Annotated in this window: 29 protein-coding genes, 1 tRNA gene and 1 other RNA gene; 8 read left to right on the top strand and 23 right to left on the bottom strand. The window is 34.1% G+C overall.

Annotation, left to right across the window (positions count from 1 at the left end):
- Positions 1–198: helix-turn-helix domain-containing protein (locus tag QZV03_RS03810; RefSeq protein ID WP_296874380.1), on the bottom strand; the 198-nt coding region annotated here is incomplete at its 3' end.
- A 741-nt stretch (positions 199–939) separates the two neighbouring features.
- Here QZV03_RS03810 and QZV03_RS03805 point away from each other — a divergent pair.
- Positions 940–2,760: a DUF2070 family protein gene (locus tag QZV03_RS03805; protein WP_296874379.1), complete on the top strand. Its 1,821-nt coding sequence runs from the start codon at positions 940–942 to the stop codon at positions 2,758–2,760.
- On the opposite strand, the gene QZV03_RS03800 is transcribed toward QZV03_RS03805, so the two are convergent.
- A complete protein-coding gene (locus tag QZV03_RS03800) occupies positions 2,755–3,027 on the bottom strand; it encodes a hypothetical protein (RefSeq protein WP_296874378.1) in 273 nt (90 codons plus the stop codon). The genes QZV03_RS03805 and QZV03_RS03800 overlap by 6 nt on opposite strands.
- Before the next feature lie 87 nt (positions 3,028–3,114).
- Between QZV03_RS03800 and rqcH the strand changes: the two genes are divergently transcribed.
- The gene (gene rqcH, locus QZV03_RS03795) at positions 3,115–5,121 is read left to right on the top strand and encodes a ribosome rescue protein RqcH (protein WP_296874377.1); all 2,007 of its coding nucleotides are present in this window, start codon (positions 3,115–3,117) and stop codon (positions 5,119–5,121) included.
- Here the strand turns inward: rqcH and QZV03_RS03790 are convergent.
- Together QZV03_RS03790 and QZV03_RS03785 are read right to left on the bottom strand one after the other, a co-directional pair.
- Entirely contained in the window at positions 5,118–5,837 is a 720-nt protein-coding gene (locus QZV03_RS03790) for a metal-dependent hydrolase (protein ID WP_296874376.1), read from the bottom strand. The genes rqcH and QZV03_RS03790 overlap by 4 nt on opposite strands.
- Positions 5,837–7,009, bottom strand: coding sequence for a hypothetical protein (locus QZV03_RS03785; RefSeq protein ID WP_296874375.1), 1,173 nt, complete (start codon positions 7,007–7,009; stop codon positions 5,837–5,839). The genes QZV03_RS03790 and QZV03_RS03785 overlap by 1 nt, the downstream gene beginning before the upstream one ends.
- A 186-nt stretch (positions 7,010–7,195) precedes the next feature.
- Here QZV03_RS03785 and QZV03_RS03780 point away from each other — a divergent pair, with 186 nt between their 5' ends.
- Together QZV03_RS03780 and QZV03_RS03775 are read left to right on the top strand one after the other, a co-directional pair.
- A complete protein-coding gene (locus QZV03_RS03780; RefSeq protein ID WP_292805659.1) occupies positions 7,196–7,402 on the top strand; it encodes a class III signal peptide-containing protein in 207 nt (68 codons plus the stop codon).
- Entirely contained in the window at positions 7,395–7,577 is a 183-nt protein-coding gene (locus tag QZV03_RS03775; RefSeq protein WP_296874374.1) for a class III signal peptide-containing protein, read from the top strand. The genes QZV03_RS03780 and QZV03_RS03775 overlap by 8 nt, the downstream gene beginning before the upstream one ends.
- Positions 7,578–7,596: 19 nt before the next feature.
- On the opposite strand, the gene fwdF is transcribed toward QZV03_RS03775, so the two are convergent.
- From fwdF to QZV03_RS03755, 4 genes are all read right to left on the bottom strand, one after another.
- The gene (gene fwdF / locus QZV03_RS03770; protein WP_296874373.1) at positions 7,597–8,607 is read right to left on the bottom strand and encodes a tungsten-dependent formylmethanofuran dehydrogenase subunit FwdF; all 1,011 of its coding nucleotides are present in this window, start codon (positions 8,605–8,607) and stop codon (positions 7,597–7,599) included.
- Between the two features lie 8 nt (positions 8,608–8,615).
- Entirely contained in the window at positions 8,616–8,807 is a 192-nt protein-coding gene (locus QZV03_RS03765; protein ID WP_296874372.1) for a 4Fe-4S binding protein, read from the bottom strand.
- A 90-nt stretch (positions 8,808–8,897) separates the two neighbouring features.
- Positions 8,898–9,356 carry a phosphopantetheine adenylyltransferase gene (locus QZV03_RS03760; protein WP_296874371.1) on the bottom strand — a complete coding sequence of 153 codons (459 nt, stop codon included), beginning with the start codon at positions 9,354–9,356 and terminating at the stop codon, positions 8,898–8,900.
- Between the two features lie 113 nt (positions 9,357–9,469).
- On the bottom strand, positions 9,470–12,418 hold the full coding sequence (locus QZV03_RS03755) for a transglutaminase domain-containing protein (RefSeq protein WP_296874370.1): 2,949 nt from the start codon (positions 12,416–12,418) through the stop codon (positions 9,470–9,472).
- A gap of 495 nt (positions 12,419–12,913) precedes the next feature.
- Between QZV03_RS03755 and QZV03_RS03750 the strand changes: the two genes are divergently transcribed.
- From QZV03_RS03750 to QZV03_RS03740, 3 genes are read left to right on the top strand one after another with little or no spacing between them, the layout of a single operon-like run.
- Positions 12,914–14,467 (top strand): radical SAM protein, encoded by a 1,554-nt coding sequence (locus QZV03_RS03750; RefSeq protein WP_296874369.1) that lies wholly within the window; start codon positions 12,914–12,916, stop codon positions 14,465–14,467.
- 60 nt (positions 14,468–14,527) lie between these two features.
- A complete protein-coding gene (locus QZV03_RS03745) occupies positions 14,528–15,646 on the top strand; it encodes a pyridoxal phosphate-dependent aminotransferase (RefSeq protein ID WP_296874368.1) in 1,119 nt (372 codons plus the stop codon).
- A complete protein-coding gene (locus QZV03_RS03740) occupies positions 15,639–16,544 on the top strand; it encodes a cation diffusion facilitator family transporter (protein ID WP_296874367.1) in 906 nt (301 codons plus the stop codon). The genes QZV03_RS03745 and QZV03_RS03740 overlap by 8 nt, the downstream gene beginning before the upstream one ends.
- A gap of 2 nt (positions 16,545–16,546) precedes the next feature.
- Here QZV03_RS03740 and QZV03_RS03735 read toward each other — a convergent pair.
- The 9 genes from QZV03_RS03735 to hdrC all read right to left on the bottom strand — a co-directional run bounded on the left by QZV03_RS03735 (position 16,547) and on the right by hdrC (position 22,096).
- Positions 16,547–16,630 (bottom strand) — tRNA-Ser (locus tag QZV03_RS03735).
- 63 nt (positions 16,631–16,693) lie between these two features.
- Positions 16,694–17,009, bottom strand: an RNA gene (gene ffs / locus QZV03_RS03730) — signal recognition particle sRNA.
- Between the two features lie 165 nt (positions 17,010–17,174).
- Complete coding sequence (locus tag QZV03_RS03725; protein WP_296874381.1) at positions 17,175–17,567, bottom strand: CBS domain-containing protein; 393 nt, start codon at positions 17,565–17,567, stop codon at positions 17,175–17,177.
- Positions 17,545–18,456: a 2-phosphoglycerate kinase gene (locus QZV03_RS03720; RefSeq protein WP_296874366.1), complete on the bottom strand. Its 912-nt coding sequence runs from the start codon at positions 18,454–18,456 to the stop codon at positions 17,545–17,547. Before QZV03_RS03720 ends, QZV03_RS03725 begins: the two co-directional genes overlap by 23 nt.
- Positions 18,457–18,567: 111 nt before the next feature.
- The gene (locus QZV03_RS03715) at positions 18,568–19,257 is read right to left on the bottom strand and encodes a metallophosphoesterase (RefSeq protein WP_296874365.1); all 690 of its coding nucleotides are present in this window, start codon (positions 19,255–19,257) and stop codon (positions 18,568–18,570) included.
- A gap of 10 nt (positions 19,258–19,267) precedes the next feature.
- Positions 19,268–19,795, bottom strand: coding sequence for a DUF2096 domain-containing protein (locus QZV03_RS03710; protein ID WP_296874364.1), 528 nt, complete (start codon positions 19,793–19,795; stop codon positions 19,268–19,270).
- Positions 19,792–20,058, bottom strand: coding sequence for a DUF749 domain-containing protein (locus tag QZV03_RS03705; protein WP_296874363.1), 267 nt, complete (start codon positions 20,056–20,058; stop codon positions 19,792–19,794). Before QZV03_RS03705 ends, QZV03_RS03710 begins: the two co-directional genes overlap by 4 nt.
- Positions 20,059–20,250: 192 nt before the next feature.
- The gene (hdrB, locus tag QZV03_RS03700; RefSeq protein ID WP_296874362.1) at positions 20,251–21,147 is read right to left on the bottom strand and encodes a CoB--CoM heterodisulfide reductase subunit B; all 897 of its coding nucleotides are present in this window, start codon (positions 21,145–21,147) and stop codon (positions 20,251–20,253) included.
- 22 nt (positions 21,148–21,169) lie between these two features.
- On the bottom strand, positions 21,170–22,096 hold the full coding sequence (gene hdrC / locus QZV03_RS03695) for a CoB--CoM heterodisulfide reductase subunit C (RefSeq protein WP_296874361.1): 927 nt from the start codon (positions 22,094–22,096) through the stop codon (positions 21,170–21,172).
- 184 nt (positions 22,097–22,280) lie between these two features.
- Between hdrC and QZV03_RS03690 the strand changes: the two genes are divergently transcribed.
- Entirely contained in the window at positions 22,281–23,024 is a 744-nt protein-coding gene (locus QZV03_RS03690; RefSeq protein WP_296874360.1) for an archaeosine tRNA-ribosyltransferase, read from the top strand.
- Here the strand turns inward: QZV03_RS03690 and QZV03_RS03685 are convergent.
- From QZV03_RS03685 to QZV03_RS03660, 6 genes are all read right to left on the bottom strand, one after another.
- On the bottom strand, positions 23,016–23,441 hold the full coding sequence (locus QZV03_RS03685) for a hypothetical protein (protein WP_296874359.1): 426 nt from the start codon (positions 23,439–23,441) through the stop codon (positions 23,016–23,018). The genes QZV03_RS03690 and QZV03_RS03685 overlap by 9 nt on opposite strands.
- Complete coding sequence (locus tag QZV03_RS03680) at positions 23,438–24,355, bottom strand: hypothetical protein (RefSeq protein WP_296874358.1); 918 nt, start codon at positions 24,353–24,355, stop codon at positions 23,438–23,440. Before QZV03_RS03680 ends, QZV03_RS03685 begins: the two co-directional genes overlap by 4 nt.
- Positions 24,356–24,440: 85 nt before the next feature.
- Positions 24,441–24,596, bottom strand: a complete 156-nt coding sequence (locus tag QZV03_RS03675) for a hypothetical protein (RefSeq protein ID WP_296874357.1) — start codon at positions 24,594–24,596, stop codon at positions 24,441–24,443.
- 268 nt (positions 24,597–24,864) lie between these two features.
- A complete protein-coding gene (locus tag QZV03_RS03670; RefSeq protein ID WP_296874356.1) occupies positions 24,865–25,341 on the bottom strand; it encodes a hypothetical protein in 477 nt (158 codons plus the stop codon).
- Between the two features lie 367 nt (positions 25,342–25,708).
- Positions 25,709–26,152 carry a GNAT family N-acetyltransferase gene (locus tag QZV03_RS03665; protein WP_296874355.1) on the bottom strand — a complete coding sequence of 148 codons (444 nt, stop codon included), beginning with the start codon at positions 26,150–26,152 and terminating at the stop codon, positions 25,709–25,711.
- Between the two features lies 1 nt (position 26,153).
- Positions 26,154–26,573 carry a hypothetical protein gene (locus tag QZV03_RS03660; RefSeq protein WP_296874354.1) on the bottom strand — a complete coding sequence of 140 codons (420 nt, stop codon included), beginning with the start codon at positions 26,571–26,573 and terminating at the stop codon, positions 26,154–26,156.
- Between the last annotated feature and the right edge of the window lie 26 nt (positions 26,574–26,599).

The raw sequence follows: 26,599 nt of genomic DNA, 5'->3' as shown, positions 1-26,599 counted from the left end.
TTTTTTAAATTTCATCATCAAACTATTTAAAAAAGTATAGGTAGGTTTTAGAGTCTTATCTTTCTTGTATAATTTGTTGTATTCAGCTAAGGTTAGATTGTAAACTTTCCTGACACAACCGAAATTCTTATGAAACTCTTCAATCTGTTCCAGTGTAGGTTTAATTCTAACCTTAATGCCTATAATCCTCTCAACCATTAAAAATCAACCATATATTATTTTTTTTGAATTAAATTTAATCATGATTCTTTAATCTCAAACATACACAAATTAAAGACTCACTAATATTAAATTAACAACATCCTACATATATAAAGAAACAGTAAGAGAGCAAATGATAATCAAAAAAAATTCCATATAAAAAAAATAATTATAATAAGGAAAACAATCCCAAAAAAGTTTATACTGAATATTAATACACATCAGTTATTATAAAATAAGCTTCTTTTAAAAAAAATAAGTATTTAAATTAGATAGTTAACAAAAGTACATCCAATTTGCGAGTCATTCTCGACTTATAGAATTCGAGGTATTCTCGCATTTTTAAGATAAAATGCAATTAAACTTTTACTTAGTTTAATCGATGAAAAATCCATTATACCCTTTTGAATGCAAGCACTTACTTACATATTTAAAATAATGTAATTAAAATTTCACTTAGCATTATTTAAGAATTGAACAGTATATAAATATTTTCGAAAGTAAGTGCTTACTTGCATAATTTAAACTTCGATAAGACATTATAATGTGATTTTCAAATCAAAAAAAGACAAACAGTGCCCTATGATACAAAAGCAGTGATTTAATCATTTTGAATGATACAAAAATATATACTCTCTAGACTATTGAGATAATTATTTTTCATTTAGACAAATTTAATATATAGTTATGACCAATTTTATAATATAACATTAAGCAAAAGGTATAGGACAAAATATCATGTCAAGTATGAGTAGTGTCGCAGGGTTATCAAAATACATTAAAACCCTACCAAAAACTAAATTTTCCATTCTAGGAATATTAGTTATAAGTTTTCTAATCGGAAGTGTTTTTTATCTAATTGATTTGACTCCAAATCAGAATCCACTATTGGATTTCATTTACGGAGGATTGTTCGGACTGATGGTGCTGGGAGTGTCATCAATCATGAGCGGAGCATTGAACCAGCAGGTGATCAAATCGCTTCATGGTATAAACTTAAAAATAAAACATTCAATGTTTCTATCAGGACTTTCCATGTTCATCCTGGGAGGATTTATCATTTTGGGATGCATAATATCAAGAATACTCAATATTGACATTTTCATTGAATCCGCACTCTTCGGTTGTGTAATAATCTATGGATTCAATACCCTTGTTTTCTGGGCAACATCAAAGGTGAGGTTTACAGTAGCTGCCATTACAGGATTCATCCAGCCTATCCTCATCCTGACAATGTATGTCCTGATTTCATTCCTGTTTATTGATACAAGTTTTATAGGTCCTATACTCATACAGGTAATATTGAAGGCATTCATTGCTTCAATAATCTTTGTTTTGGCAATCTATGCATTCATTACAGTAATCGCCTCCCCATTCAAGAAGAATTTGGGAATTGGTGTTCTGGATTTGCTAAGCCTATTCATCGCACATATGAATGAGGGATCCAATTCACTTGAGGGCCTCTTTGAAAACATGAGCGAGGCAATCGATACAATCGTCACATTTGTCAGCTTCAAAACAGAAAACGGTATAAAGGCACTTTTCATATCCCCATCCGTCCACCCGGGACCTTTAGGTGATTTGGGAGGTTCAAACATGCCAACAATCCTTGCAAACAGGTTCGACCATTTTACCATGGTGGCACATGGTCCATCAACACATGACTTCAATCCGATTGCAGTTTCTGAAATAGACAAGGTTGAGGAATCAGTGAAAAGAGGATTGAACAAAGTGAAATATTCCCAAAATGCGAGCAGATTCATAAGATACGTCAGCGAAAAGGCAAATATCGGAGTGCAGTTCTTCAATGAGGGTATGGTAATACTTTCCACATTTGCTCCCGAAGCGGTTGACGATATAGAATTCGGAGTGGGCCTTACAATGATGGCACAAAGCAGAAGCCACTGTAAAGTTAAAGACTCCATCATTGTGGATTGTCACAACTCATTTACCGCTGAAAGCGGGGAGGTTCTTCCGGGAAATCCTGAAGTTTTCCAATTGATAGACGTTATTGACAAAATAGATCCAAATCAGGAAAAATTCGATATAAAAGTAGGATGCTTTGAAAACAACATGGATGACCTTGACAAGAATGAAGGAATCGGAGAAAGCGGAATTAAGACAATGATTGTTGAGGTTGCAGGCCAGAGAACAGCTTATGTTCTGTTTGACTCCAACAATATGGAAATCGGATTCAGGCAGGAGATAATCGATGCTGTCAGTGATATGGACATCGATGAAATCGAAGTCATGACAACCGATACCCATACAGTCAACACCCTCTCAAGGGGATACAATCCGATAGGCATTGCAAAAAGAGCCGAAATTATTGAATATGTAAAAATCAGTATAAAAGAAGCTATTGAAGATTTGGAAAAAGTAGAAGTTGGAACTGGAACCGAAAAAATAACAAATCTTAATACATTCGGACCTAAAAATTCAACAGAGTTGATTTCAACAATAAGTTCAGTAGTGGCCGTCAGTAAGATTATAGCTCCAGTTTTACTCATCACAGCATTATTAATTGTTTTAATATGGATTTTCTTTGGGGGATTATAAGTACATTACAAATAATGTGTATGAAATAACCCAGGTAAAGAAGAATGGTGAAATTCCATCCCAAAGCCATTGGCTGAATCCGGAGATTTCATCTCCAGCAATTTTTTGAGAAAATTGACCGACAAAATATAATATTATTACAGCAACAAAGAATGCAAATACATCATTTTTAAATCCGAACCAGCCTGCAGTCAGACCTGCGGAAAGTAACGCTGCAATAAGACCTGCGACTATGTGAATACTAGTAACTTTTACAGTAGCGTCCATTTATATCCTCCATTAAATTAAATATATTAATATAATTTTAGTGATTATAATATATTAAAGTATTGTTTAAATTAAAGGTGTTTTATAATGAAATCAATGTCCAATGTTGATATTTTCACAATAAGTAATGAATTGAATAACCTGTTAAGTGGTGCCAGAGTAGATAAATCATTCCAGCCAACCAAGGATATCGTAGTCATGAGATTTCACGTTCCTGGAACCGGAAGAGTGGATTTGGTCATGCAATGTGGCTCAAGAATACATACAAGCCAATATCCGCTTGAAAATCCTACCACACCACCAAGATTTCCTATGCTTTTGAGAAAAAAAATCAAGGGCGCCCATGTCGAAAGCATCAAGCAGCACAATTTTGACCGTGTAGTTGAAATAAGGGTGAAAAAGGACAAGTACTACACAATCATTGTGGAACTCTTCGACAAGGGAAACATCATCCTTCTTGATGACGAGGACAATATCATTCTCCCACTTAAAAGAAAACATTGGAGCACCAGGGACATCAGCTCAAAACAGCAATACGTCTTTCCGGAAGAACGTGGAATTAACCCTATAAGCACCACAGAGGACGAATTCAAAAGCATATTTGATGATGAGGAAAGTGATGCGGTAAGGACCCTTGCAAGAAACGGCCTTGGAAGCCTGTACGCTGAAGAGATCATCAAAAGGGCAAATGACATAACTGAAATTGATAAAAACACCCCAAACAACGAATTAACAGACAATCAACTGGAAGGACTATACCAGGGATTCAAGAATCTCTTTGACAGCCTCAACGATGAAAACATCAAGCCACAGATTGTCAAAAGCGATTCAAAAGAGGATGTTGTTGCACTGGATCTGGTTAATTACGATGACTTTGAAAAGACATACTTCGACTCATTCAATGAGGCATGCGATGAGTTCTACTCCAAAAAGGTAAATGTTGACATAGTAAGTGTCAAGGAATCAGCATGGAACAAGAAAGTAAACAAGTTCGAAAAAAGGTTACGTTTACAACAAGAGACACTCAATAATTTTCATAAAACAATCGAAGACAGTCAACATAAAGGAGAGGTTATCTATTCTAATTACCCTGCCATCGAAAACATAGTTAATGTTGTCAACCAAGCAAGGAGTAAGGACTACTCTTTCAAGGATATTGGCAAAACTTTGAAAAACGCCAAAAAGGAAGGCATGGCAGAAGCCCAGATTTATGAGTCAATCGATAAGCTCGGAGTATTGACCCTGAGAATAGACGATACCAGTTTAACCATTGACCCAAAACTTACCATACCTGAAAATGCTGAAAATTATTATGAAAAGGCTAAAAAGGCAAAAAGAAAAACAAAAGGTGCTGAAATAGCTATTGAAAATACCAAAAAACAGCTTGAAGACATCAAGGCCAAAAAGGACATAGCGATGGAAAACATTGCGGTTCCAAAAAAGAGGGTGAAAAAGAATCTCAAGTGGTATGAAAAATTGAGATGGTTCATAAGTTCCGATAACCACTTGGTCATCGGAGGACGTGACGCCAACAGCAATGAGAGCGTTGTCAAAAAATATCTGGACCCAAATGACATTTACCTTCATGCGGATATACATGGTGCATCATCAACTGCCATAAAATTAAATGGAGATAAAGTAAATGATAATCTCCTTAAAGAATCCGGGGAGTTTGCCGCATCATTTTCATCTGCTTGGTCACTTGGTTACACATCTCAAGACGTATTTTGGGTTCACCCGGACCAAGTTTCAAAAACACCTGAAGCGGGGGAATTTTTGGCAAAAGGATCATTTGTGATAAGGGGCCACAGAAATTATATAAGAGGTGCAAGGGTAAAACTGGCAATCGGTATTGTTGACTATGAGGGAAAACGAATTATGGCAGGTCCTATAGATGCACTCGAAGCACACTGCGACAATTTTGTTGTAGTGAAACCTGGATTTATGAAAAAAGAGGCAATAGCCAAAAAAATAATACATAAAATAAACGAGGATGACCTGTTGACACTGGATGATATAATCAGAGTACTGCCATCCGGAAAATGTGACATCGACGAGGAATATCACTTGCAAAAAAAATATGAAAATTATTAATCCTGATAGTCTTCAGGATTAAATTCAAAATATTCGTCAGGGTTCATAACCACAACATCAATGTTAGGGTTGAACTGACTTACGAAGTTAGCAAAAATTGCCGGATCTTGTTCTATAGGCGGGAATGTATTGTAATGCATTGGAATAACCACCTTAGGATTCATCCACATGGTAGCCAAAGCAGCTTCAAACGGACCCATAGTAAACTTGTCACCAATAGGAACCATTACCACATCAGGCTTGTAAATTGCACCAATAACATCTTTCATATCACCAAACAGTCCAGTATCGCCGGTATGGAATATTTTAGTGCCGTCTTCAAAGGTAATTAAAAAGCTTCCTGCAGTACCTCCAGGCACTATTTCCTCAACAATGTCAATGTCTGAAGAGTGTTTTGCATCGAGCATGGTAAATTTAATGTTTCTAAATATAAATGAACCGCCGATATTGACACTGATGTTTCTAATACCTTGTTTTGCTAAAAAGAGTGAAATTTCATGGACACAAGCAATTGGAGCATTGGTTCTGTTTGAAATTTCCAATGCATCACCCAAATGGTCTGAATGTCCATGAGTAATTAAAATAATATCTGGGTTTAATTCTTCAACAGGTACTTCACAAGCTGGATTATTGCTGATAAAAGGATCAATCAAAATTCTGACATCGTCATCACTAATGATTTCAAATGCTGAATGTCCAAGCCAACGAATCTCCATTATGCAACACCACTGTTAGCCGCATTCATCAATATGTTTTCATCGAGATTGGATGCGATGTTCCATGTTCTTTCAAAATCGGCACGAATGTTTGAAATGGAATTTCTGTCATTGTATATGGCACCGTATTCCATATCATTTTTACCTTCTGAAATAATCATTGCATATGAATCATCGGTAATTAAGTTAATTGAATGAACCTTAGGAACTGTTTTGATATGTACTCCCTGTTTTAAGAGAGAAGAAATCAAGAACATGTAGGACATGTCTGAAACGTCAAACTCATCAATGATTACTCTGGAATATATTGTAGGAACATGTGAAAGGAATCTGTCTGACAAATCGTTGAGTGAAGGAATTTCAAGCATGATTTCCTTGTTAACATTAACAGCAAGATTATCGAATGCTTCTTTTGATGTTAAAACCCCATCATCTGAAAGTACATAACTGTTCAGAGATTTTGGAATCGGCAAACTTTCCGGATTGTTAACATCGATTTTTATATCCCTTGCAGGATTTTCAGGAGCCAATGATGGAATCTCCCTAACCGGTTCAACAACAGGTTCCTCTTCTGCCAATGCACGTTGAATATCATTGGAATTATTGGCAGTCTCCACTATGAAATCAGATGGGTCTTCAGCAAAATAATCTGCATCCCTTCTTTTTGGAGCACGTGTGACCTTTAACGGTTTTCCATAATAAGGAGTAAACTCCAATTGATTGTCAAAAGTAACTTCAGTTTCATCTTGTGGAACAACATTCAAAACCGCTTTTGAATCATCATATTCATAATCATCATTGAAATAGCTACCATCGGAATTTGGATAATCCCCAGTAACCATTTCTTCATTGAATTCTCTGTTATATTCATCATTAAATTCTCTTCTAACTTTTAAAGGACCATTGGAAGTCTCTTTTTCAGATTTTCTTTCAAGTCCTCTAAAGGAAGGTTGGCCTTCACGAGACTCTATAAATTCTTTAATCTTATTAGTAGTCCTATCCGCATTTGAATCAACAAAATAGCTGATTAAAATTATTATTCCAACAATTGAAATAATTAAACCAACTATTAACAGGATATCTAGTAAATTATAGACAGTTGTCTCATATGCTATGAGGACACCAATGACAAATAAAATAAATCCTGAAACTAATTTTATTGTATTTCCCACGTTTTCACCCGTATCAGTTAATATCACTCTATTATTTAACTATTATTTAATATATTAAAAACCATTTATAAAGTTAATGGATAAAAAAAGAAAAATAGCCTGAAAAAAAAGTTTTAAGTAATACTTTTTTATAAAATAGTAATATTAATATAGTAAAAGAAACTACTACTATATTGGTGAGAAAAAATGAGAAAAATGAAAAAATTCTTCAAAGAAAATTCTGGTCAAGGCGCAGCAGAATACATTCTACTGTTTGGAGGAGTTATTGTTATTGCCCTACTCGCTTTAACAATATACAGATCATATATGAACACCAGTGATGTCAGTCTAAAAGCAAAAGACGACATCATAGATGTGAGAAACACCATACTTGACAACCGCACCCATGTATAGACGAAAACTTGACAACAAAGGACAGGGAAGCGCTGAATTAATCTTGCTTGTCGGAGGATTAATAATAATCGTACTCCTTGTCGGCGGTTATATGTCCCATATAACTGACCAAATGCAAACAAATATCAAAAATTTGTTAAATGAAGAAAGAGATTTTTTAATAAATAAAATATGAAAATGGAGAGTTTTACTCTCTATTTTCCTACCAATAAAGTATTTAATATTTCATTCCAAGATTCTGAATTAATATTATTCAATTTCATAGCGGTTCTAGAAAGAACCCTAATATCCTGCGGACATGCTGTTATACAGGCCCCACAAAGATTACAGAAGTCCAGATTAGTTTGTGATTTTCCATCAACAATTTCAACCGCATTACATGGACAGACATCCTGACAAGCATGACAGGAAGTTCCTTTACATACTTTTTCATCGGTTTCAACCAATTCCAAAGCACCTTCAAACGGTTTTGTTATTGAAATTGCATCAACAGGACAAATCTCAGAACACCATGAACAGTTTACACATGAAGACTCCAAAATAAATGCCTCACCGGTAATTTCAACTTCAGGAATTTCATCATGATACATACATGATGAGCAGATTTGTTTTATTGCATCTTCAGGACAAACTCTCTTACAAACGCCACAGAAAATACATTTTGACAAATCAACATCAATTGAGTTATAAACCAAATCAGCACTGGATGTAGGAATGTTCTTAATTGTAATAGCTTGGGCAGGACATAACTCCGCACAAAAAGAACAGTAAATACATTGTTCCTTATCAATATCTATTTCACCCCTCACCAAATCAACAGGTTTCGGGAGATTTCTTTTAAAAATAATAGAATCCTGCGGACAAACAGCATCACATCTGCCGCAATAAATACATTCTTCCTCATCTATTTCAGAATTGACATCCCATTTAGGATAAGATTCTGTTTGTTTAACATCGATTCCATCAATTGCCAATGTCAACGCATCAAATGGACATGCAACAGAACATAAACCACAAAATACACATGAATCCTTATTGACGGATATCAAATCCATTTCAATCAGCCCTCTTGCTATCGGCACAATCGGACCTAACCTTAAAGATTCAGTCGGACATACATCAGTACATATGCCACAACCAACACAATTTTCATCTTTATAAGTCAATTTACGGTGTTCTTCACCACTTCTTTCTATATTAAACATATTATCCCTCACGCTTTGGAGATAGCTTGATTTGGACAATTTTGTATACAAAGATCACAATCATCACAATTTTCAGGAACGATTTTTACATCCCCGTTTTCCTCTATGATTGCTCCTTGTTCACAAAGTTTAATACATAACCCTTGTACAGGACAGTTTTCGATGTGTCCACATACATCTGAGTTAATTTTTACTGCCATATAACCACCTCTCTTTACATAAAAAATTAATTTTATGTCAATTATATTTTTATCGAACTGCACATATAAACATATCGATAATATTTTTGATTATTGAATGAAATTCCCCTTTTGATTAATCTCACCACTTCGAATACGTGTGGAAGATATGGGATTTCCATCATAGGCCAAAACAAAACTAACAACAACAATATCCAAAGGTTTCATACCTTTAGAAACTCTAATCTCATTAATTTCAACGGCAGTGGGTTCGGTCTCCTCAGTTACAACGATAGCTTCAAAATCAGCATCATAAATTGTAGTGCCGTAAGGATCTTCCAATGGAACAACTACAAAATTATATTTATCAGAAAAAAAAGATTTAAGATTACTCATTCTCTCCTTACAAGAATCTATATCTCCTTTTAAACCTCCAAAAGCATCAGATGTTACTCCAATTTCAATTTCATCGCCAATTTCAAAGGCAGTGGACAGCAATTTCTTATGTCCGTCATGAAATTTGTCAAAGGTTCCCCCAACAGCCACTTTATTATACCGTTTAGAATTCATAATATTGTCCTAATTAGCTTGTTAATTATAACATTTATTAAAACTGGTATAAAATCATAGCTATTAAAAAAGAGAAATAAAAAAATTTTAAAAAAAAAATAAAAAATAGCTAATTAGAATGAGATACTTGAAGTTATAGCATGAAGACTATAACTATTTGTATTCCAATTAGCTACATTACCTAACGAGTTCCTAGAACTTGTAGCATCGGCAACAGTCCAAGTATTACCAATCAATACTTGAGCAAATACGTGTCCATATGTATTTCCACTACTGAAATGACATGTAGCGTGAACATATCTAGTTGCCAAACCGGCTGCCCTACACATTGCAACAACTAAATGTGCATGATCAACACAGTTACCTGTTCCTGCGTTCAATGTTCCGACAGCTCCGAATCTTGTGTTATAGTAAAAACTATAGGATATTGTATCCCTTACATAATTGAAAAGTTTAGTGGCTTTTTCCTTTTCGGTCTTACAATCCTTAATAAGTTTGGAGACTAACTTCTTGATTTTAGCATCATTAACTTGACAGTTAGTAGAAGCCGCAAGATATGCTGCCAAATTACTTATAGTATTCTTCATGTTTATCCCTCCAGCCTTAGTAGAGGAAGAATCTGAAAAAGCTGTTACATGTATGTAAGATGATGGCATCTTGTTATTCTTACCATATGAAACCATTACTTTGGCCAATATTGCAACAACACCATCGTAACCTATTGCTCCTACTTTAGAACTAACAGAATTAGGCATTTTGCCTTTGGATTCTGCAGTCTTAACAATTTTCTGTGCTACACTAAGATAATCTTTCAAATAACCCAAAGATGTTGCTTTTTTAGGGTTACTTGGATTTTTTATAACTTTAATAGGGATATCGCTTTTTTTACCATTTTTCAAATTTACAATAGCTTTTGAAATTAAATATAAATAATCAGCAGTCTTAAAAGAGACACCACCTATTTTAACAGATGAAGGTAACTTTGAATGTTTTGAAATATAGCTATTGACGCTTTTTGAAGCGGCCACTAAATTCTTAACAGTTACCTTGCTCATAACAGTAATCTTTGCGGAGCCGTATGCAGATCCGTCATTAAATTTGATTACATGATTTCCTTTAGGTAATACACCTAAACTAACTTTAGCTATACCGTTTGAATCGGATTTATCGCTATATTCTTTACCGTTTATAGTAAATTTAACATTCCTGTTTTTAACAACTTTATTGTTTTCATTAACCACTTTTACAGAATAGGTAGCCTTAGCCCCTTCAGGAACATTAGTATTACTTGCAACGAATTTGGTCCCCTTAATTATAATCTGTTTAGTTACTGGAGCAGATTTATAGTATGGATCTGCGAGAATAGTCTTGATATTATACTTTCCAGTGGTTTGGGTTACTTCGAATTTAGCTTTTCCATTTGAATCGGTTATATAATAATAATTTTTATTACCGATAGTGGATTTAACTTTAACATTCTTAAGAACCTTTCCAGATTTGTCCTTAACGGTTACCTGATAATTTGAATTATCGTTTACTTTCATGGTCAAATCTTTAGCTGTAATCACACCAACCAATTTCAAAATGATTACATTTTTAGAACCGTAACTGTAATCTTTCAATCCTTTGGTTGAAAATGAATATTTAGCGGAATAAGTTCCAGGATTAATATTTTTTAAAGAAATTTGTGCCACACCATTTTTATTGGTTTTACAAACAGTAGTTTTACCATCAAGTTTAATTTTAACATTTTTATTTGCAAGTGCATGACCAGTTGAATTGGTTAACTTGACTTTGAATTTAGAACTTTCCCCATAGTACTGTACCACTATTTGAGAAGACAGTTTTGTAGTAGGTTCTGCAACCACAACTTTTGCACTGCCTGATGTTGAATAGAAATCGTCATTACCACCATACTTAAAGTTGACATTATAAGTACCTTTAGCAAGAACAGGAATAGTCAAAGTTGCTTTCCCATTCACATTAGTCCTATTGGTTACTTTTTTACCATTGTAAGTAAAGGTGATTTTCTTATTCTTGAGTTCAACATCATGTTTGGTTTTTAAAACTACAGTAAGTGAACCTTTTTTGTTAGGGTGCACATATATTTTGGATTTTGCTTCAAATTTGGATTGATCCTTTTTGACCACAATATTATGTGAAACTTTCTCACCAGTTACCGGATTAGTTACACTAACAGTATACTTTCCAGCAGCTAAAAATTTATTTAAACTAACTTGACCTTTATTGTTAGTTTTACCAGTATAAGATTTTCCATCATACTTGAATGTGACTTTTGTATTTTTCAATACGGAATTTCCATTCCAAAGTGTAACCTTATACTTTGATGTATCACCACAATATTTTGTTAAATCTTTTCCAACTACAGATGACAATACTTTAACTTTCTTTGAAGCGGAACTTGAGGAATAATTTTCATTACCCCCATAGCTTAAAGAAACGGTGTATGTTCCGACTGCCAAACAATTAGTTTTGATTACAGCTTTACCCTTGGAATCAGTAATAGCTGAAAATGTCTTTTTATTGATAACCAATGAAACCTTCTGATTGGCTATGGCTTTACCGTTTACATCAGTTAAAGTAACATCAAAATATGTTGATGATTTGGTGTAGTGAGTATCAACAACATTTATTTTTGTAGATACAGGACTAGCAGCAATAATACCTGACTGAGCTGAACTGTCAGCACCAACGATATCACTACTTGAAATATCAGCAATGACACTATCAGAACTTGAATCAGTTGCGCATAAAGTATTTTCCCCGTCTGCTCCTAGATCAATGAAAGATTGTTTTTGATCATTACCCTCATAATATAAATCGATACTGTTCAATACCTCATCATCAGGGTAACCTCCCAAATTATCATCATGAGAATTAACTATATTAGTTTCTGAGATAGAATCCTCGTTAGAAATTTCTAATTTATTATTTGCAGACAATGAATCATCATTATCTCCAATAATATTATTTGAATCTTCTGTATATGAACCATTAATTGATTCCGCTGCACTAACTGCTCCCATAACAAGGAAAATCATTAATGCAATAGATATAATTAATGCTCTATTTTTTATCGAAATTTTTCCACCTCTTGGTTCTCATTACGAAAATTTTATAGTAAAATATGATTATACTAATTTATAGTAGTTCATAATGAGTGGATAAAACTTTATAAGTTTATCTTATATAAATGTTTTTAAAACTCCAATATGGAAAAATCCAAGTTTAATTGCTCAAATTAACTAAAAAAGGATAAAAGTAAGTATAATTTAAGAATTTGGGAAAAAAACTAGTAATATAAAATCGGATAACATCAAATATCGTAAAATTTGAATAAAATTTTTATAAACTCCCAAAAAGCAAAATTATAAAATGATAATTTTTTAGAAATAAAATTAAAATAAATTCAATAAGTACATAAAAATTAACAGAAAAATTGTGTCAATGAGTAAAATTAACATGAATTTAAAAAATTACATTGAAAAAGAACATCAAATAAGTTGATTTTAATAAAAAAGAAAAAAGTTGATTAAATGTTATATGAAAAAAACATTTTCAAAAAAGACTACCGGAAAGTAGACATACGGTTTGGGTTATGCTATCCAAACATTTATAGAACTGCAATGTCTTCACTAGGATACAATATTTTATATAATTTAATCAACGAACGTGAGGACACCTGGTGTGAAAGGATAATATATCCTGATAGCAATTCACTTGAATCAAATACTCCCAGCAGGCATTATGACATTTTAAGCTTTTCCCTCCAGTTTGAAGAGGACTATTTTCATGTCTTGGAAATTTTAAGTGATTCTAGAATTCCACTAAAAAGTGAAAATAGAAGTGAAAATGATCCTCTGATTATTGCAGGAGGCCCATGCGCCACAGCAAATCCGATGCCTCTGGCAGATTATATTGATATATTCATAATAGGAGAAGGAGAAGAGACAATTAACGAATTGATTGATGTTTATAAAGATTCCAAATCCAAAAACATGAAAAAATTTCTAGAAATTGATGGTCTTTACATTCCTGAATTTGACAATGAAACAAAAATATCCCTAATCCATGATATGGACGAAAGCTACCACATAACACAGCCTATTGTAAGCAAAAGCGATGATGATGAATTCGAAAGCGTGTTCAACAATTCCATAATGTTGAATGTTTCAAGAGGATGCACAAGAGGCTGCAGATTTTGTATGGCGGGCTATATCTACAGACCCACACGTGAAACAGACTGGAAAAAGCTGATTGACATCGCATTGGAAAACAGGAAAAACACAGGATTGAACAAGATAACCTTAATAGGAGCGGCAGTTTCTGATTACAGCAATTTAGACAAACTCATTTCAGGTCTTGAAAGTGAAGGATTTCAGATATCAACCCCATCACTCAGAATAGAGTCAATTACACAAGAGACTCTGAAAACCTTAAAAAAGAGCGGACTTAAAACAATAACTCTTGCACCCGAATCAATTCCAAAACTTAGAAAAGTGATAAACAAGGACATACTGGAAAACAAAATTTTTACAGTAATAGAAAATGCCGTTGAACTGGACTTCAACATAAAATTATATTTCCTGATTGGAATACCTGGAGAAAGTATGGATGACATTGAAGAGCTATGCGAGTACATGAAAAAAATCGCAAATATTCATAAAAATCCTAAAAGAGTAAAATTCAGTGTAAATCCAGTCATCCCAAAACCCCACACACCACTTCAATGGGAAGGTTATGATTTTAAGGATATAAAAAAGAAAACCAGATACATTAAAAAAGAAATGAAAAATTACAATATAAAATGCGAAAGTCCTAAAAAAGGATTGATTCAGTATATATTATCCTGTGGAAATAGGGGCATTGGAGAACTTATTGAGAAATCATTGACAAAACAGCCCACACTTAAAGAGTGGAGGGAAATGACTCCCGAATATGATATTGATGATCGGCTGCCATGGAACAATATTGATGTGGGAGTTAATGAAAGATTTCTGAAAATTGAACACAGAAGACTGAGAAACCTAAAGCAAACTCCATGGTGTCAGACATCACCTTGCTACAACTGTGGTGCATGTGAAAAATAATTACTGGAAAAAATTAAATTTACTATAATAATATATATTATAATAAGTGAGGTAAAAAATATGATAAATCCCGCAAGCAGAACAAAACTAATTGAATTATCACAAATAAGAAAAATGTTTGAAGCAACAAAACCAGGCGCAATAAACCTTGGAATAGGCGAACCTGATTTTGATGTTCCGCAAAACATTAAGGAAGCAATGAAAAAATCCATTGATAACAATGAAACCCATTACACTCCAAATAAGGGTGATTTGGATTTAAGGGAAGAAATCGTCAAAAAATTCAAGAATGACAATGGCATCAAAACAAATCCTGAGAATGTTATCGTTACCGTAGGAGCCAGTGAAGCATTATTTGCAAGTACTCAGGCATTTGTTGAACCTGGTGATGAAGTTCTCCTTCCAAATCCTAGCTTTTTATTATATGAAGCAGTGATTAATTTATCAGGTGGAAAAATTGTGCCTGTTGACTGCAAAATGGAAAACGAATTTAAACTAAAAGCGGATGACGTTGCAGAAAAAATAACTGATAAAACAAAAGCCATAATATTGAATTCCCCATCAAATCCAACCGGAGCGGTAATGGATAAGGAAGATATAAAAGCAATTGCTGATTTATCAATGGACAAGAATTTCCTAATAATTTCAGACGAAATCTATGAAAAGATCATTTATGATAAAAAACACTACTCCGCCGCAAAATACAGTGATAATGTAATTACAATCAACGGATTTTCAAAAACATATGCAATGACAGGATTGAGAGTCGGATATCTAACAGCAAATGACGAACATACAGAAGAGATATTCAAGATACATCAAAACAGCATCGCATGTGCAAATTCCACCGCACAAAGGGGAGCGTATGAAGCTTTGACCGGACCACAGGATGAAGTTAACAACATGGTTGCCGAGTTTAAAAACAGACGGGATTTAATTGTTAAAAGATTGAATGAAATGGGATACGAAACCGTTAATACCGAAGGAGCATTTTACGTATTCCCTAAAATTGAGGATGAAGATTTCGTTAAAAAGGCTGCAGATGCAGGCGTAGTTACAGTCAATGGTGCAGCATTTGGATCAAACGGCCAGGGCCATGTAAGAATGTCATATGCAAATTCCTACGAAAACATCGAAAAGGCAATGGATATCTTAGAAGAGCGTGTAGTTAATGGATGAATTCAGAAGCAAAGGTGGAAAAAAGGCTGCAAAAGTGGCCATAATAGGAAACATTATTTTAACCATCTTAAACATTGCTGTAGGTTTATTGTCTGGAAGTTACGCATTGGTTTCAGAAGGGGCACATACATTATCCGATGTTGCCACATCAATAATTGCGTATATCGGATTTGAAATCGGACAAAAACCTGCCGACAAGGAACATCCAATTGGCCATGGGCGTGCGGAAGCAATAAGCGGACTTGTAATTGTAATATTTTTGGCCGTGGTCAGCTATGAGATTATAACCGGTGCAATCGAAAAAATACTGCATCCTGAATTGATAGTCATACCAAGCACATTAGCTGCAATAATGGCGGTTGTTGGGATAATTGTCAATTTAAGAATTAGTGAATATATCATTTCCATTGGAAAGCAAATCAACAGTCCAGCAATCGTTGCAGACGGACAGCATCAAAAAACAGATATTTTCTCATCAGTTGCGGTGCTTGTTGGAGTAATCGTTTCAAATATGGGATTTCCAATATTGGATCCGATTGTCGGACTGATAATCGGTGGACTGATTATCAAGACTGCATTTGAAATAGCCAAAGACAATATCAACAACATCATGGGAAAGGTACCATCTGAAGAATTGATTAATGAAATCAGAGACATTGCAAATGAATCAATCAATATAAACACTGCACATAACATAAAAGTTGATTATTTGGGATCATATGCCACAGTAACATTGCACATCGAACTTGATGGAGACATGAGTTTGACTGAATCTCATGAATTGGCCCATACTGTTCAGGAAGCAATTGTTGAAAAAGTACCTATAGTAAAATCAGCAACAGTACACACATGTCCAATAGGACTAGAATATAATCATGAACAACAAATAGATAAGTAAAGCGCCGAGAGGGGGATTTGAACCCCCGAGTTCATAAGAACATTGGATTAGCAGTCCAACGCCGTACCAGGCTGGGCCATCTCGACATATTAAAAACAGTATAATAAGTTATATGTGAAAACTCATTAATAAAGTTAATCCTTATTATATAAATGGCATGTTCAAAAGTGGACTAATCTCAAAAATATAAGTGATCTAAAAAATCCAACTCCACCCCGGGATTCTACAAGCATTGAATGTTAACAGTAGAGCTGCTCCCTTCCGGGCCTGACCCGTTCCCATATTAGAGATGACTAATTTTTACCCTCCAGTAAAAACTTCACCACCACCAATCCTGCAGGACGAGGTTTCTATGTTGTTTTTTCTAGGCTCATATTCTCTTAAAAAGCCGCCTTTTGAACTTCAACTGCACCAAAGGGGGTATGTGCTTACAGAGGACCCCTAACCCTCCAGTCTAGCCAACATTATATATGATACTAATATTATATAAATGTTAGCAAAAAATACCTCAATAGAAATGAAAAAATTACTAGAAAAAAGAAAAAAATCTAATTCTAGAAAAAATAAATATTTCCAGTAACTGATTTAAAATTGGTAAAAATAAGAAAAAATAAAAAATTAAGGGAATTTTTAAAATATTTCCTGAATGATATCTCCATCAGAAATAATTCCGACTAATTTATCCCCTTCAACTACTGGAAGCTGATTCAATATACCAGATGCCTGTGTACCCTCTGTCATGATTTTGACAGCTGTTTCAAGAGTATCCTCCGGAGAAATTGTAACAATTGAAGTAATCATTATTTCTCCAACACTGGTACCAAGTTCATACTTATCTAAAATCAGGTTATGTCCAACATCAGTTGCAGATATAAACCCAATTAACTTTTCATCTTCCACTACCGGAAGAGAACTGATTTTATGTTCCATTAACTTTTCGAATGCATATACGACATCAATATCAGAGGTTGTTGTTATTACATCCGTAGTCATGACCTCTTTAACCTTTTTGTCCAACATTATTTACACCACCAAATTTTTCGAGAATATCATCCACCATAATTTCAATAGTTTCGTTAATATCCACATTATTAATTATACGTGTATCATGAATTTTTGCCTGTTCAACCAAAAACCTTTGGGTTTTCCTTATTGTCTCAAAATTTTCCATATATCTTTCAAGTGATCTTTTAACCCAAGGCTGCCTACATCTTGAATAAAACCTTTGTTTATGAGCTTCCTCATCATCCACTGTTAAAGTAAAGCAGATTATATTGTTTTTCTCAATTAAATCTTTATTAATGAAACCTGGAACTATATGAACTCCTTCAATAATGGTACTTATACCTTCTTTAACAGATCTTTCAATAATTGCCTCAATACCAACGTTAACAACATCGACATGGCTAATGAATCCCTCAATAACAGAATCTATTCTGATGGACGGAGTTCTAATAGCTTCATAAGCATCAAAACTGGATTTGTGAATAACAGGACTTAACTCCTTAGAGACAATTTTACGCATAACCTCACGAATCATATCAGTACTGATAAGGTTTTTCAAACGTAGCCTGTTTGCAAGTTCAAATGCCATGGATGAGGTTCCGACACCTGATGCTCCCCCAATCAATATAATCAGAGGTTTCTGTGAAGTTCTCAAAGATCTCCACTGCTCATATTTAACGGCAATTTTAGGATTGACTGAGTTTAAATGTTCGAAAACAACACCGGCCAACTCCAAACTGGAAATTTCAGTTATATTGTTCTGAATCAGATATGATTCAATGTCACTCGCCATTTTATGAGCTCTTTCTATACCAATATCAGCTACATTAAGAGAACGAGACATAATGCCTTTGGAGAAGGGTTCTTTATATTTTTTCCCATCAACATCACCGGTTACCCAAATCATAATATCACCTAAATATCTAAATAATTATCTAAAATTAATGTTAAATAAAATTTGTTATTTGATTTTTGAAGAAAAGATTAAAAAAAATAGAAAAAAGAAAAGAATAGGAAACTATTCTTCTAATGAAATAATGCTTATGTCATAATTGGAGCCGTCTTTAACATCAATTAAAACAGCACCATTATCCTTAAGCATACCAGGATTTGCTACATCAGTGGTAGTTCCAATTTTACTAAGAGATTTTGCTTCGTGAATGTGTCCACATATGTTAATTTGAGGTTCAAATTCATGAATGGATTTTAAGATACCTGGACTGCCTACATGTTCACCGTCTGCAACCCTGTCCGCTTCAGTATTGAAAGGTGGAGCATGAGTAGCCAAAATCTTAACTTTTGGAACTTCTGAATTGTAAACATAATCATAATTAGCTAATAAATCATAGACTTGCCTGTAGATTTTATCATCATCCATTTCTCCAGGAGTGTCGAAAGGAGTAGGATTAGATCCACCGAAACCGAATAAAATAGCATCACCATAAGCAATGATATTGTTGTGAAGGCAGAATGAAACATCATTAATAGCGTTACAGATTCCATTAGGGTCACAGTTTCCCGGAATCGCTATAACATCCACTCCACAATCGGCAACCTTGTTAATAAAAGTTTCAACAAAGTCAAGTGGTCCAAAGTCAGTGATATCCCCTAAAATTAAAACCAAATCTATTTCATTATTATTTAAATAAGTGTACAAATTTTCATTTTCTTCGCCATGAACATCACTAATAGCCAATATTTTAACCATAAAATCACCATTAATCTTCTAAAAAGAAAGATCCCATTTCTTTTAAACCAAATTGAAGATCTTTTTTATCTCCATGCAGTTGAATAGTTACATCATCATCATATTCAATGATAAGTCCATTCCATTCTGCAATTTCCTGAACTCTTTCTTCAGCCAAAGGAACCCTTAAATTGATTCTTCCGGTTGTCATTCCCGGAGGAGTGTTAACTAAAAATTTAGACCTAGAGTCTGCAAATTTGAATACTTCTTTGCCCTGCATAGCTTGTTTTAATAAATCAAGCCAGTGGTCAACGTATTCTTCTCCCTCTTCTTCAGCCAAAGTTATGAGACTTGCTTGAATATTATTTAAAGACATTTCAGCTTTTGCCAAACCGTTGATCAAATCTGGATGGGAAGGGTCTCTTTTGTATGAACTGATTGAAGACCTTATCAGCCCCATCTCCGGGTTAATTCCATCAGGGATTTTATATCCTTTTTTTGTCAAATCCTTAATAAGATTGTTGAGAACTAACCAATTCTGTTCGGAAGGTAAGCTCATAAATGTCCACCTATAATTTTTAAAGTTGTATGATTGATTTTAGCATCAGCTTCTTTTAGTTCTTGTTCAATTTCACTAACATTATTATATGAATCTAAGAATAATACGTGATGAGTGGAAGTTCCGGTAATGTTTAGAATTGCCATTTCATCGCTAGGTTTAAGTTCTCTTTTATCAATAGCCGCTTTAAATTGAACATAAGGTTCATATTCTTCTGGAAGGTCTGAGTATTTAAATATACCATCTAATGTTGCTACAAACATAATTACACCTCATTATTTACTATTAGTTATTCTTATTTAATTAATAGTATATAAACATGATTACGAATTATTCGTATTTATACAAACAAAAAAAATTTTAAATAAAAAAAAATAGTTATCCTAAAAGATAACTACCGAAATGTGTTTTCAGTGCCTAAAAAATAAAAAAGATAAGGATAAAAATCCTTAAACTTATTTAGCGTTTTCTCCTAAAGCTTTTTTAATAGCTGGAGTTGCGTCGATTTTTTGAGCATCGAAAGTTAATTCTTCAGCAGATAATCCCATAGCTAATCCGTATAATTGAGCTAAGTGGAATACTGGTAATGCGAAGTCAGTTCCGTATCTTTCGTTTACTTCAGTTTGACCTTGGTCAAATTGCATGTGACAGAAAGGACATACGTTAACAATTGCATCTACGCCTGCTTCAGTCATGTGGTCGAGTTTTTCTTTAGTGAAACTGGTAGTAACATCTAAATCTCTTGCTCTTAAACCTCCACCTGCACCACAGCACATCATTTTGTCTTTGTAGTCTACAGATTTAGCACCGGTAATTTCTACAAGGTCATCTAAGATAGATGGGTTTTCAGCTTGATCTTCGATACCGATTTCATCAGTAGGTTTTAAGAAGTGGCAACCGTAGTGTACAGCTACATTTAAGTCTAAAGGTTTTTCGATTAAGGAAGCTAATTTTTCAAATCCTACATCGTCTCTTAAGATTTGAGCAAAGTGTTTAACGTTAGTAGTTCCTTTGAATTCTCTACCGATTTCAGCTAAGTTAGCATTAATTTTTTCTCTTTTTTCATCGTTTTCTTTTAACATGTGGTTACATTCGAATAATGAACCGAAACATCCGTTACATTCGGTCATGATGTCTGCGCCCATGTCTTCAGCAATGGTTAAGTTACGTGCTGCGATAGTAGCCCAGGTTTCTTCGTCGAAAGATCCGAATACACCAGGTGCAGGACAACAAGATGCTCCTTCCATGTCAGTTAATTTAATATCTAATGCTTCGAATAATTTTCTGGTAGCTTTTTCTACACCAGGATAACGGTTGTTCATGATACAACCTAAGAAGTATGCGATTTCCATATTATAACTCTCCTCAATTCATTTATTCTTTTAATCCGCCGGTTGCTTCATCGTAACCGATTAATTCGTCAAATCCGGTAAGTTTACATAATTTTTGAACTTCTTCTAATGCATCTGGATAACTGTGAGTTGTTGGTGGCAATTCAGAAAGTCCAATTTTAGCTCTTAAAGCTTTTGCAGCATCGTTGATAGGTACAGCGTGACCAGTATTGATTACGAATACACCAGTCATTTTGTGAGGTTTTGCCATGTAACCTGCGTGTGCAGCGATGTTACGTGCTTTTTTGATAATTTCTACAATTTTAACACTTCTGAGACATCTTTCTTGGCAAGTGTAACAGGTAGTACACATCCATAAAGCATCATCAGTGATAACTTCTTCTTTTAAACCAAGTAAACATTTTCTGACGATTTGTCTTACTTTGTAAGGAGTTCTTCTTCCAGATGGACAGCTACCACTACAGGTACCACATTGGAAACAGTGTTTAACAGTTTCGATACCTGCGTCAATAAATTCAGCAGTGAAATCTGGGTCACGGTTACTATCATTTAATAATTCTTTATCAGTCAATAAAGTCATTTTATCTCTCTCTGTAGTTTTATTTTTAGAATCTTCAACTTCTTCTGCATCTTCTATAGCTTCTACTTTTTCATGAATTTCTTGTTTTTTAGCTTCAACTTTCTCGTGAATTTCTTCCTTGAAAGCTTCAACTTTTTCATCTATAGGATCGACGTCAGCGGAAGTTAAATCCTCAGCACTGTTTTCTGATTCTTCAACAGCTGCTTTTTCTGCCTCAACAACTGGTTCAGGCTCAGAAACAACAGTTACTGTTTCTTTTTTTGAAGATGTAACTTGGACATCATCAGATGTGTTTGATACATCATTATTGATGCCACTTTCTTCTTTGTCACCTTTAAATAAGGTTTTAAGACGATTTATTATAGACATTGAAAACACACCTCGGATAATCATCGGATTATATCCTCAAATCCTTAAATAATATTCTTTAAAAGACCATATATAAAGCTTACTAAAAATTTGAGCAGTGTAACCTAAATGATTACACTAAATGAAAAATTTATATAAACCTAAAAATCCTATAATTAAATAAGAACAAATAGGCAAGATTGAAATGAAAAAGAAATTTGAAATCAAATCCCATGACGGACCAGGAAGAATCGGAAAAATCGAAGATGAGTTGACTCCAAAATTATTTTACAAAAATGATTTGAAAATTGCACCCTATCAGGGCTCTGCACATAATGTAGACCGAGAAATAGCCGAGTTCAATGTAAATGAAACATTACGTCTTGCAAAGGAAAATGTTGAAGAATGTGACATAGCAGTCATTCAGGGATCAAAATATATTGATTTAAGAATTGACTGTATGAAAAAACTTGAGGAAATTGGTTACAACGGTTTTATTATTGCAAATGGGGATGCACTTTTGACAAATCCAAAGGAGCTTGTGGAAGTTATCGTATCCCTGAAAAGACAAGCACAAAAAAGCAGTTATTTCATTTTCCCATTTGCAGAACTATCATTCATGCCTATTCTGACATATATGGGGATTGACGGATTTTTAGCTGATGCGGCAAATTACTACAGTCACCTGAATGTGCTTCAAACACCAACCAAGGCATATGATTTAAATGCATATCCCATTTATGAAGACATTTCCCAAAATGATTTAGAAAATAAAAATATTGAAAATATGGAATTTGTTATCCGTGAAATCCATGCACACATGAAAAACAAGTCATTGAGAAATCTTGTTGAGGAAAGATCCGGAACAACCCCTCAAAACATTTCCACATTAAAGATTCTCGACAGAACCTGCATGGACTATCTTCTTGAATACACACAATTATTTTAAGATTTCAAATGATTCAATCATTTCCTTAAATTCACTTTCTGACTCTCCGGAGACATCAAGTGTTCTCATCTCGAAGATATAGATATTTCCATCTTCAATGAAAACATATGTGTGAATATCAAAGTTGATTTCGGGGGTGTCCATATTGGCATGAAGCTTGATTGCATCGAAATCGGCAATTCTAACAAAATCAGACGCGAGAATTACCCCACCATCATCACTTAATGCATCCTCCATGAAAATCTTATAGCTGTCCAGGTCGGTGGCGGTTGGAAACATGACTGCATTGATCAAATTATCATTACCTTTTGAGAGAGTGGCTATGCAGTCTGGATTGGAAAGTATATCTGCCTTTTCAGCTTCCCAGCTATCAGGATATTGGAATGTGATTTTTCCAGTGTTGAATGTTCTCATCATTCATCCTCTTCCTTGTGAGAAACATCAATGGTTTCTGGGCCTTCTTCAAGAGTGTCAATGTATTTTGAGAATGGTTCAGGAAGTTTAGGCATTACCTCTTTTAGGATTTCAGCGGCATCCAATTCAAGGGCCTGGCCTGAAAGCAACTGATTGACATCAAAGTCAAAATCAAAAGGTTTAAGCAAATCATCAGTAGGTACCCTTAAATTAATTTTCTTTTTGTTAAGTATCATTTTAAGAGTGCTTGTATTTCTAATCTGCTCATTCATATCTTCAACAGTGCTTTTTATATCATATGCTATAGCTTTATTCTTCTCATTTACATCATGTTTAGCCTTTTCAACAGACTTGTTTAAATCGGCCACAAGCAAAGCATTTCTCCTGTTGATGTTTTCCCTTGCCTCGTCAATGACAACGTTGATTGCATTTAAGATGGACTTGTTCAATTCCACATTATATGCAAGAATCATCCTATTCTTGTAATCCAATTCCTTGAAAATTGCAACCCTTTCATCGTTGATCTGTTTGTTTTCCTTGTTCAGCTCATGAATCTCATCTTTGGCCTTGAGAAGCTCATCCTTATAGTTAACCTCATCCTTAAGGGAATCGACATCCTCGAAAAAGGAAGACTTCAATGTCTGAATCTGTTTTTGCAGCTCTTCAATTTCAGCATCCTTAGCCTCAATTGTATGATAAAACTCATCCAATCGCTCATCGGAAAACTGATTGTCAATTAATTTCTGATAGTCCTCCTGAGACAATACTTTTACCAATTCATCATCTTCAAATGGATCTTCTTTTTTAAGACTAACTTGCTTTTGTTTGGATTCCTTTTCAACGGAATTGCCATCCTTATCCTTACTGGTGTACTTTTTTGTATACACCCGCACTGTTCTAAATTCGTCACTTTCCATTATTTACACCACTCTATATTAATAAGTTAAAAAGTCTTGATTTAAATAGTTAATGTAAAAAAAAGAAAAAAAGAAGAAAAAAAGTTTACCTGTCTTCTTTTTCAATCCACAATAACATTGCCTCTTCAATTGCTTTTGAGTACCAGCCTGTTTTAAATAACATCTTATTCGAAGCAATTTTACGAAAATTCAAGTCAATGTCATTATTGATGCTAATTGTAACACGTCTGTTTTGAGTCATAGATATAGATTGTTCTTACTAGTTAATAAATGTATTAGTATTCTATAAAGTCATTTTAACGCAATAAAAGCACTATTGTTCTTTTATAAAAACATTAATAGTTATTGCAACAAGTTAAAGGAAAAAATTGCATGAAATGAACAGCATGATTTTTTATCCATTGAGGATTTTCTACCAATATTTAAAAAGATATACAGAACTATCTTGAATACAGGCAACTTATTAATCCAATTAAATTTTAATTTGCCATAATTGAAAATTTTTTTAATCAGCTCTGATAATATGTGGTTTCAGTGCCGAGAAACTTAACATCCTCAACCAAAAGCAAATCGACTAAACCGTTTCCAAGGGAATGTGCCTCTGTCACCTTGCAGGAAATCTTATTGAATGTGATTCCCTCCACATCATCCAAAGAAATAGGAAGGTCTGACGCATAGCTTGCATTCATTACGAGGAAATCCCCCTCTTTTGAAGGTAACATGACATAACCATCCAAATTCTCCATCCAGTTAATGGTATCGTTATTGTTGTAGGTTTCAGGCTCTGACTTGAAGGATGACAGGTATTCATCAGTATCAAAAGCACCTATGGAATATGTCATGAATGTCACGTTATCCAACACGATATCGTTTTCTTCATCCACAGGGGAGTTGTCCCCAAGCAGACTGTTGAATATTCCAGCACTTGCACTGGAAATGCTAAACATGAAAATTATCAAAATTAACGCAATGTATCTCTTTTTCATATTATCACCCAAGTTATTCTTTGACCTTTTATTTAATTCCGCTTTTCAGCTTAAGCTTCGCTTCATATTTTTTGAAATTCTTATTTTTATCATCAAATCCATTTTACACCTCAAAAGATGTAAAATCAATTTTCCAAAATTAATTTCCGGACATATATATAAACATGTTAATAATCGTTTGGATATGCAATATAATCAAATAAAAAAACAGATATCATGACCACATGTATAAATAATAAACAATGTTTAAAAAAAACGATAAAATTAAATAAATTAATAATAAACTATTATAATATTGTAAAAATAAATTAAAAAAAAGAAAATCCATTAAATAAATAATAAATAATCATCATGCTGTAAAAAATAACTAACATTCAAAAAGGAACTCGAAATGTGGTATTCCATCTTCCAGATATTCATCAGATACTCTTTCGAAACCCAAGCCCTCATAAAAATCAACCAGATAAGCCTGACCTGAAAGTCTAATGCTTCTTTTTCCCAAATCTTTGACAATGAACTCCATTGCCCTTTTCATCATGGCCCTTGCTATTCCCTGACCCCTATGGGACTTCCTGACCACAATCCTGCCGATAGCCATATCCTCAAATGCAACATTTTCCGGAAGAATCCTTAAAACCGCAATAATTTCATCCCCATCCTCCAAAAACAGATGATATGCACACTGGTCCTTATCATCAAGGTCCTGATAGGCACAGTCCTGTTCGACAACAAAGATCTCAACCCTCAACTTCAAGATTTCATAGAGTTCCTCTGTTGTCAGTTCATCAAATTTCTTCAGTTTCCATTCCATATCAATCAATCGGCAAGCGTTTGTCTTTAACTTTCTTTTCTAATGTTTCAAGTTCATTCGAGATGATGAAAATCTTTTCGCCATCGACATATGTCTTATAGCTCCATCCGTCACCGTACTTTGAGATGACATATTCCCCATCCTCAAGTGCATTACTGATTGGAGAACTTTCAAGGGTTTCAACATTAGTCTCGATAGGAGAACTTTCAGTTGATAAATCACCAATACCCCTAACCGTCAGATAAAAATTCCTATAATTGGGATTTTCAGACAAACCCTGAAAATACCATTTAAAAACAATCTCATAATCAATTCCTACAATCTCAGAGGATTTGACAAGTGAACCGGTCTTTTTATATTCATTTAAAATTAAACCCATATACTTTCTTTGAAATTCAAATGAATATTGACCTAATTTCAACTGTTCATGAAACAATTTAGATTTTA

This window comes from uncultured Methanobrevibacter sp. (assembly GCF_902788255.1).
Classification (GTDB): domain Archaea; phylum Methanobacteriota; class Methanobacteria; order Methanobacteriales; family Methanobacteriaceae; genus Methanocatella.
This window is presented reverse-complemented; position numbering and strand designations above follow the sequence as displayed.

What these genes read in the sequence shown, in the direction of transcription:
- QZV03_RS03675 (WP_296874357.1), bottom strand. Translation starts at nt 24,596, where the DNA reads ATGACTCAAAACAGACGTGTTACAATTAGCATCAATAATGACATTGAC.
- QZV03_RS03715 (WP_296874365.1), bottom strand. Translation starts at nt 19,257, where the DNA reads ATGGTTAAAATATTGGCTATTAGTGATGTTCATGGCGAAGAAAATGAA.
- QZV03_RS03685 (WP_296874359.1), bottom strand. Translation starts at nt 23,441, where the DNA reads ATGATGAGAACATTCAACACTGGAAAAATCACATTCCAATATCCTGAT.
- QZV03_RS03740 (WP_296874367.1), top strand. Translation starts at nt 15,639, where the DNA reads ATGGATGAATTCAGAAGCAAAGGTGGAAAAAAGGCTGCAAAAGTGGCC.
- QZV03_RS03750 (WP_296874369.1), top strand. Translation starts at nt 12,914, where the DNA reads ATGTTATATGAAAAAAACATTTTCAAAAAAGACTACCGGAAAGTAGAC.
- QZV03_RS03705 (WP_296874363.1), bottom strand. Translation starts at nt 20,058, where the DNA reads ATGTTTGTAGCAACATTAGATGGTATATTTAAATACTCAGACCTTCCA.
- fwdF (WP_296874373.1), bottom strand. Translation starts at nt 8,607, where the DNA reads ATGTTTAATATAGAAAGAAGTGGTGAAGAACACCGTAAATTGACTTAT.
- QZV03_RS03680 (WP_296874358.1), bottom strand. Translation starts at nt 24,355, where the DNA reads ATGGAAAGTGACGAATTTAGAACAGTGCGGGTGTATACAAAAAAGTAC.
- QZV03_RS03755 (WP_296874370.1), bottom strand. Translation starts at nt 12,418, where the DNA reads ATGATTTTCCTTGTTATGGGAGCAGTTAGTGCAGCGGAATCAATTAAT.
- rqcH (WP_296874377.1), top strand. Translation starts at nt 3,115, where the DNA reads ATGAAATCAATGTCCAATGTTGATATTTTCACAATAAGTAATGAATTG.
- QZV03_RS03765 (WP_296874372.1), bottom strand. Translation starts at nt 8,807, where the DNA reads ATGGCAGTAAAAATTAACTCAGATGTATGTGGACACATCGAAAACTGT.
- hdrC (WP_296874361.1), bottom strand. Translation starts at nt 22,096, where the DNA reads ATGTCTATAATAAATCGTCTTAAAACCTTATTTAAAGGTGACAAAGAA.
- hdrB (WP_296874362.1), bottom strand. Translation starts at nt 21,147, where the DNA reads ATGGAAATCGCATACTTCTTAGGTTGTATCATGAACAACCGTTATCCT.
- QZV03_RS03805 (WP_296874379.1), top strand. Translation starts at nt 940, where the DNA reads ATGTCAAGTATGAGTAGTGTCGCAGGGTTATCAAAATACATTAAAACC.
- QZV03_RS03800 (WP_296874378.1), bottom strand. Translation starts at nt 3,027, where the DNA reads ATGGACGCTACTGTAAAAGTTACTAGTATTCACATAGTCGCAGGTCTT.
- QZV03_RS03775 (WP_296874374.1), top strand. Translation starts at nt 7,395, where the DNA reads ATGTATAGACGAAAACTTGACAACAAAGGACAGGGAAGCGCTGAATTA.
- QZV03_RS03670 (WP_296874356.1), bottom strand. Translation starts at nt 25,341, where the DNA reads ATGAAAAAGAGATACATTGCGTTAATTTTGATAATTTTCATGTTTAGC.
- QZV03_RS03760 (WP_296874371.1), bottom strand. Translation starts at nt 9,356, where the DNA reads ATGAATTCTAAACGGTATAATAAAGTGGCTGTTGGGGGAACCTTTGAC.
- QZV03_RS03690 (WP_296874360.1), top strand. Translation starts at nt 22,281, where the DNA reads ATGAAAAAGAAATTTGAAATCAAATCCCATGACGGACCAGGAAGAATC.
- QZV03_RS03745 (WP_296874368.1), top strand. Translation starts at nt 14,528, where the DNA reads ATGATAAATCCCGCAAGCAGAACAAAACTAATTGAATTATCACAAATA.
- QZV03_RS03665 (WP_296874355.1), bottom strand. Translation starts at nt 26,152, where the DNA reads ATGGAATGGAAACTGAAGAAATTTGATGAACTGACAACAGAGGAACTC.
- QZV03_RS03710 (WP_296874364.1), bottom strand. Translation starts at nt 19,795, where the DNA reads ATGAGCTTACCTTCCGAACAGAATTGGTTAGTTCTCAACAATCTTATT.
- QZV03_RS03720 (WP_296874366.1), bottom strand. Translation starts at nt 18,456, where the DNA reads ATGATTTGGGTAACCGGTGATGTTGATGGGAAAAAATATAAAGAACCC.
- QZV03_RS03780 (WP_292805659.1), top strand. Translation starts at nt 7,196, where the DNA reads ATGAGAAAAATGAAAAAATTCTTCAAAGAAAATTCTGGTCAAGGCGCA.
- QZV03_RS03790 (WP_296874376.1), bottom strand. Translation starts at nt 5,837, where the DNA reads ATGGAGATTCGTTGGCTTGGACATTCAGCATTTGAAATCATTAGTGAT.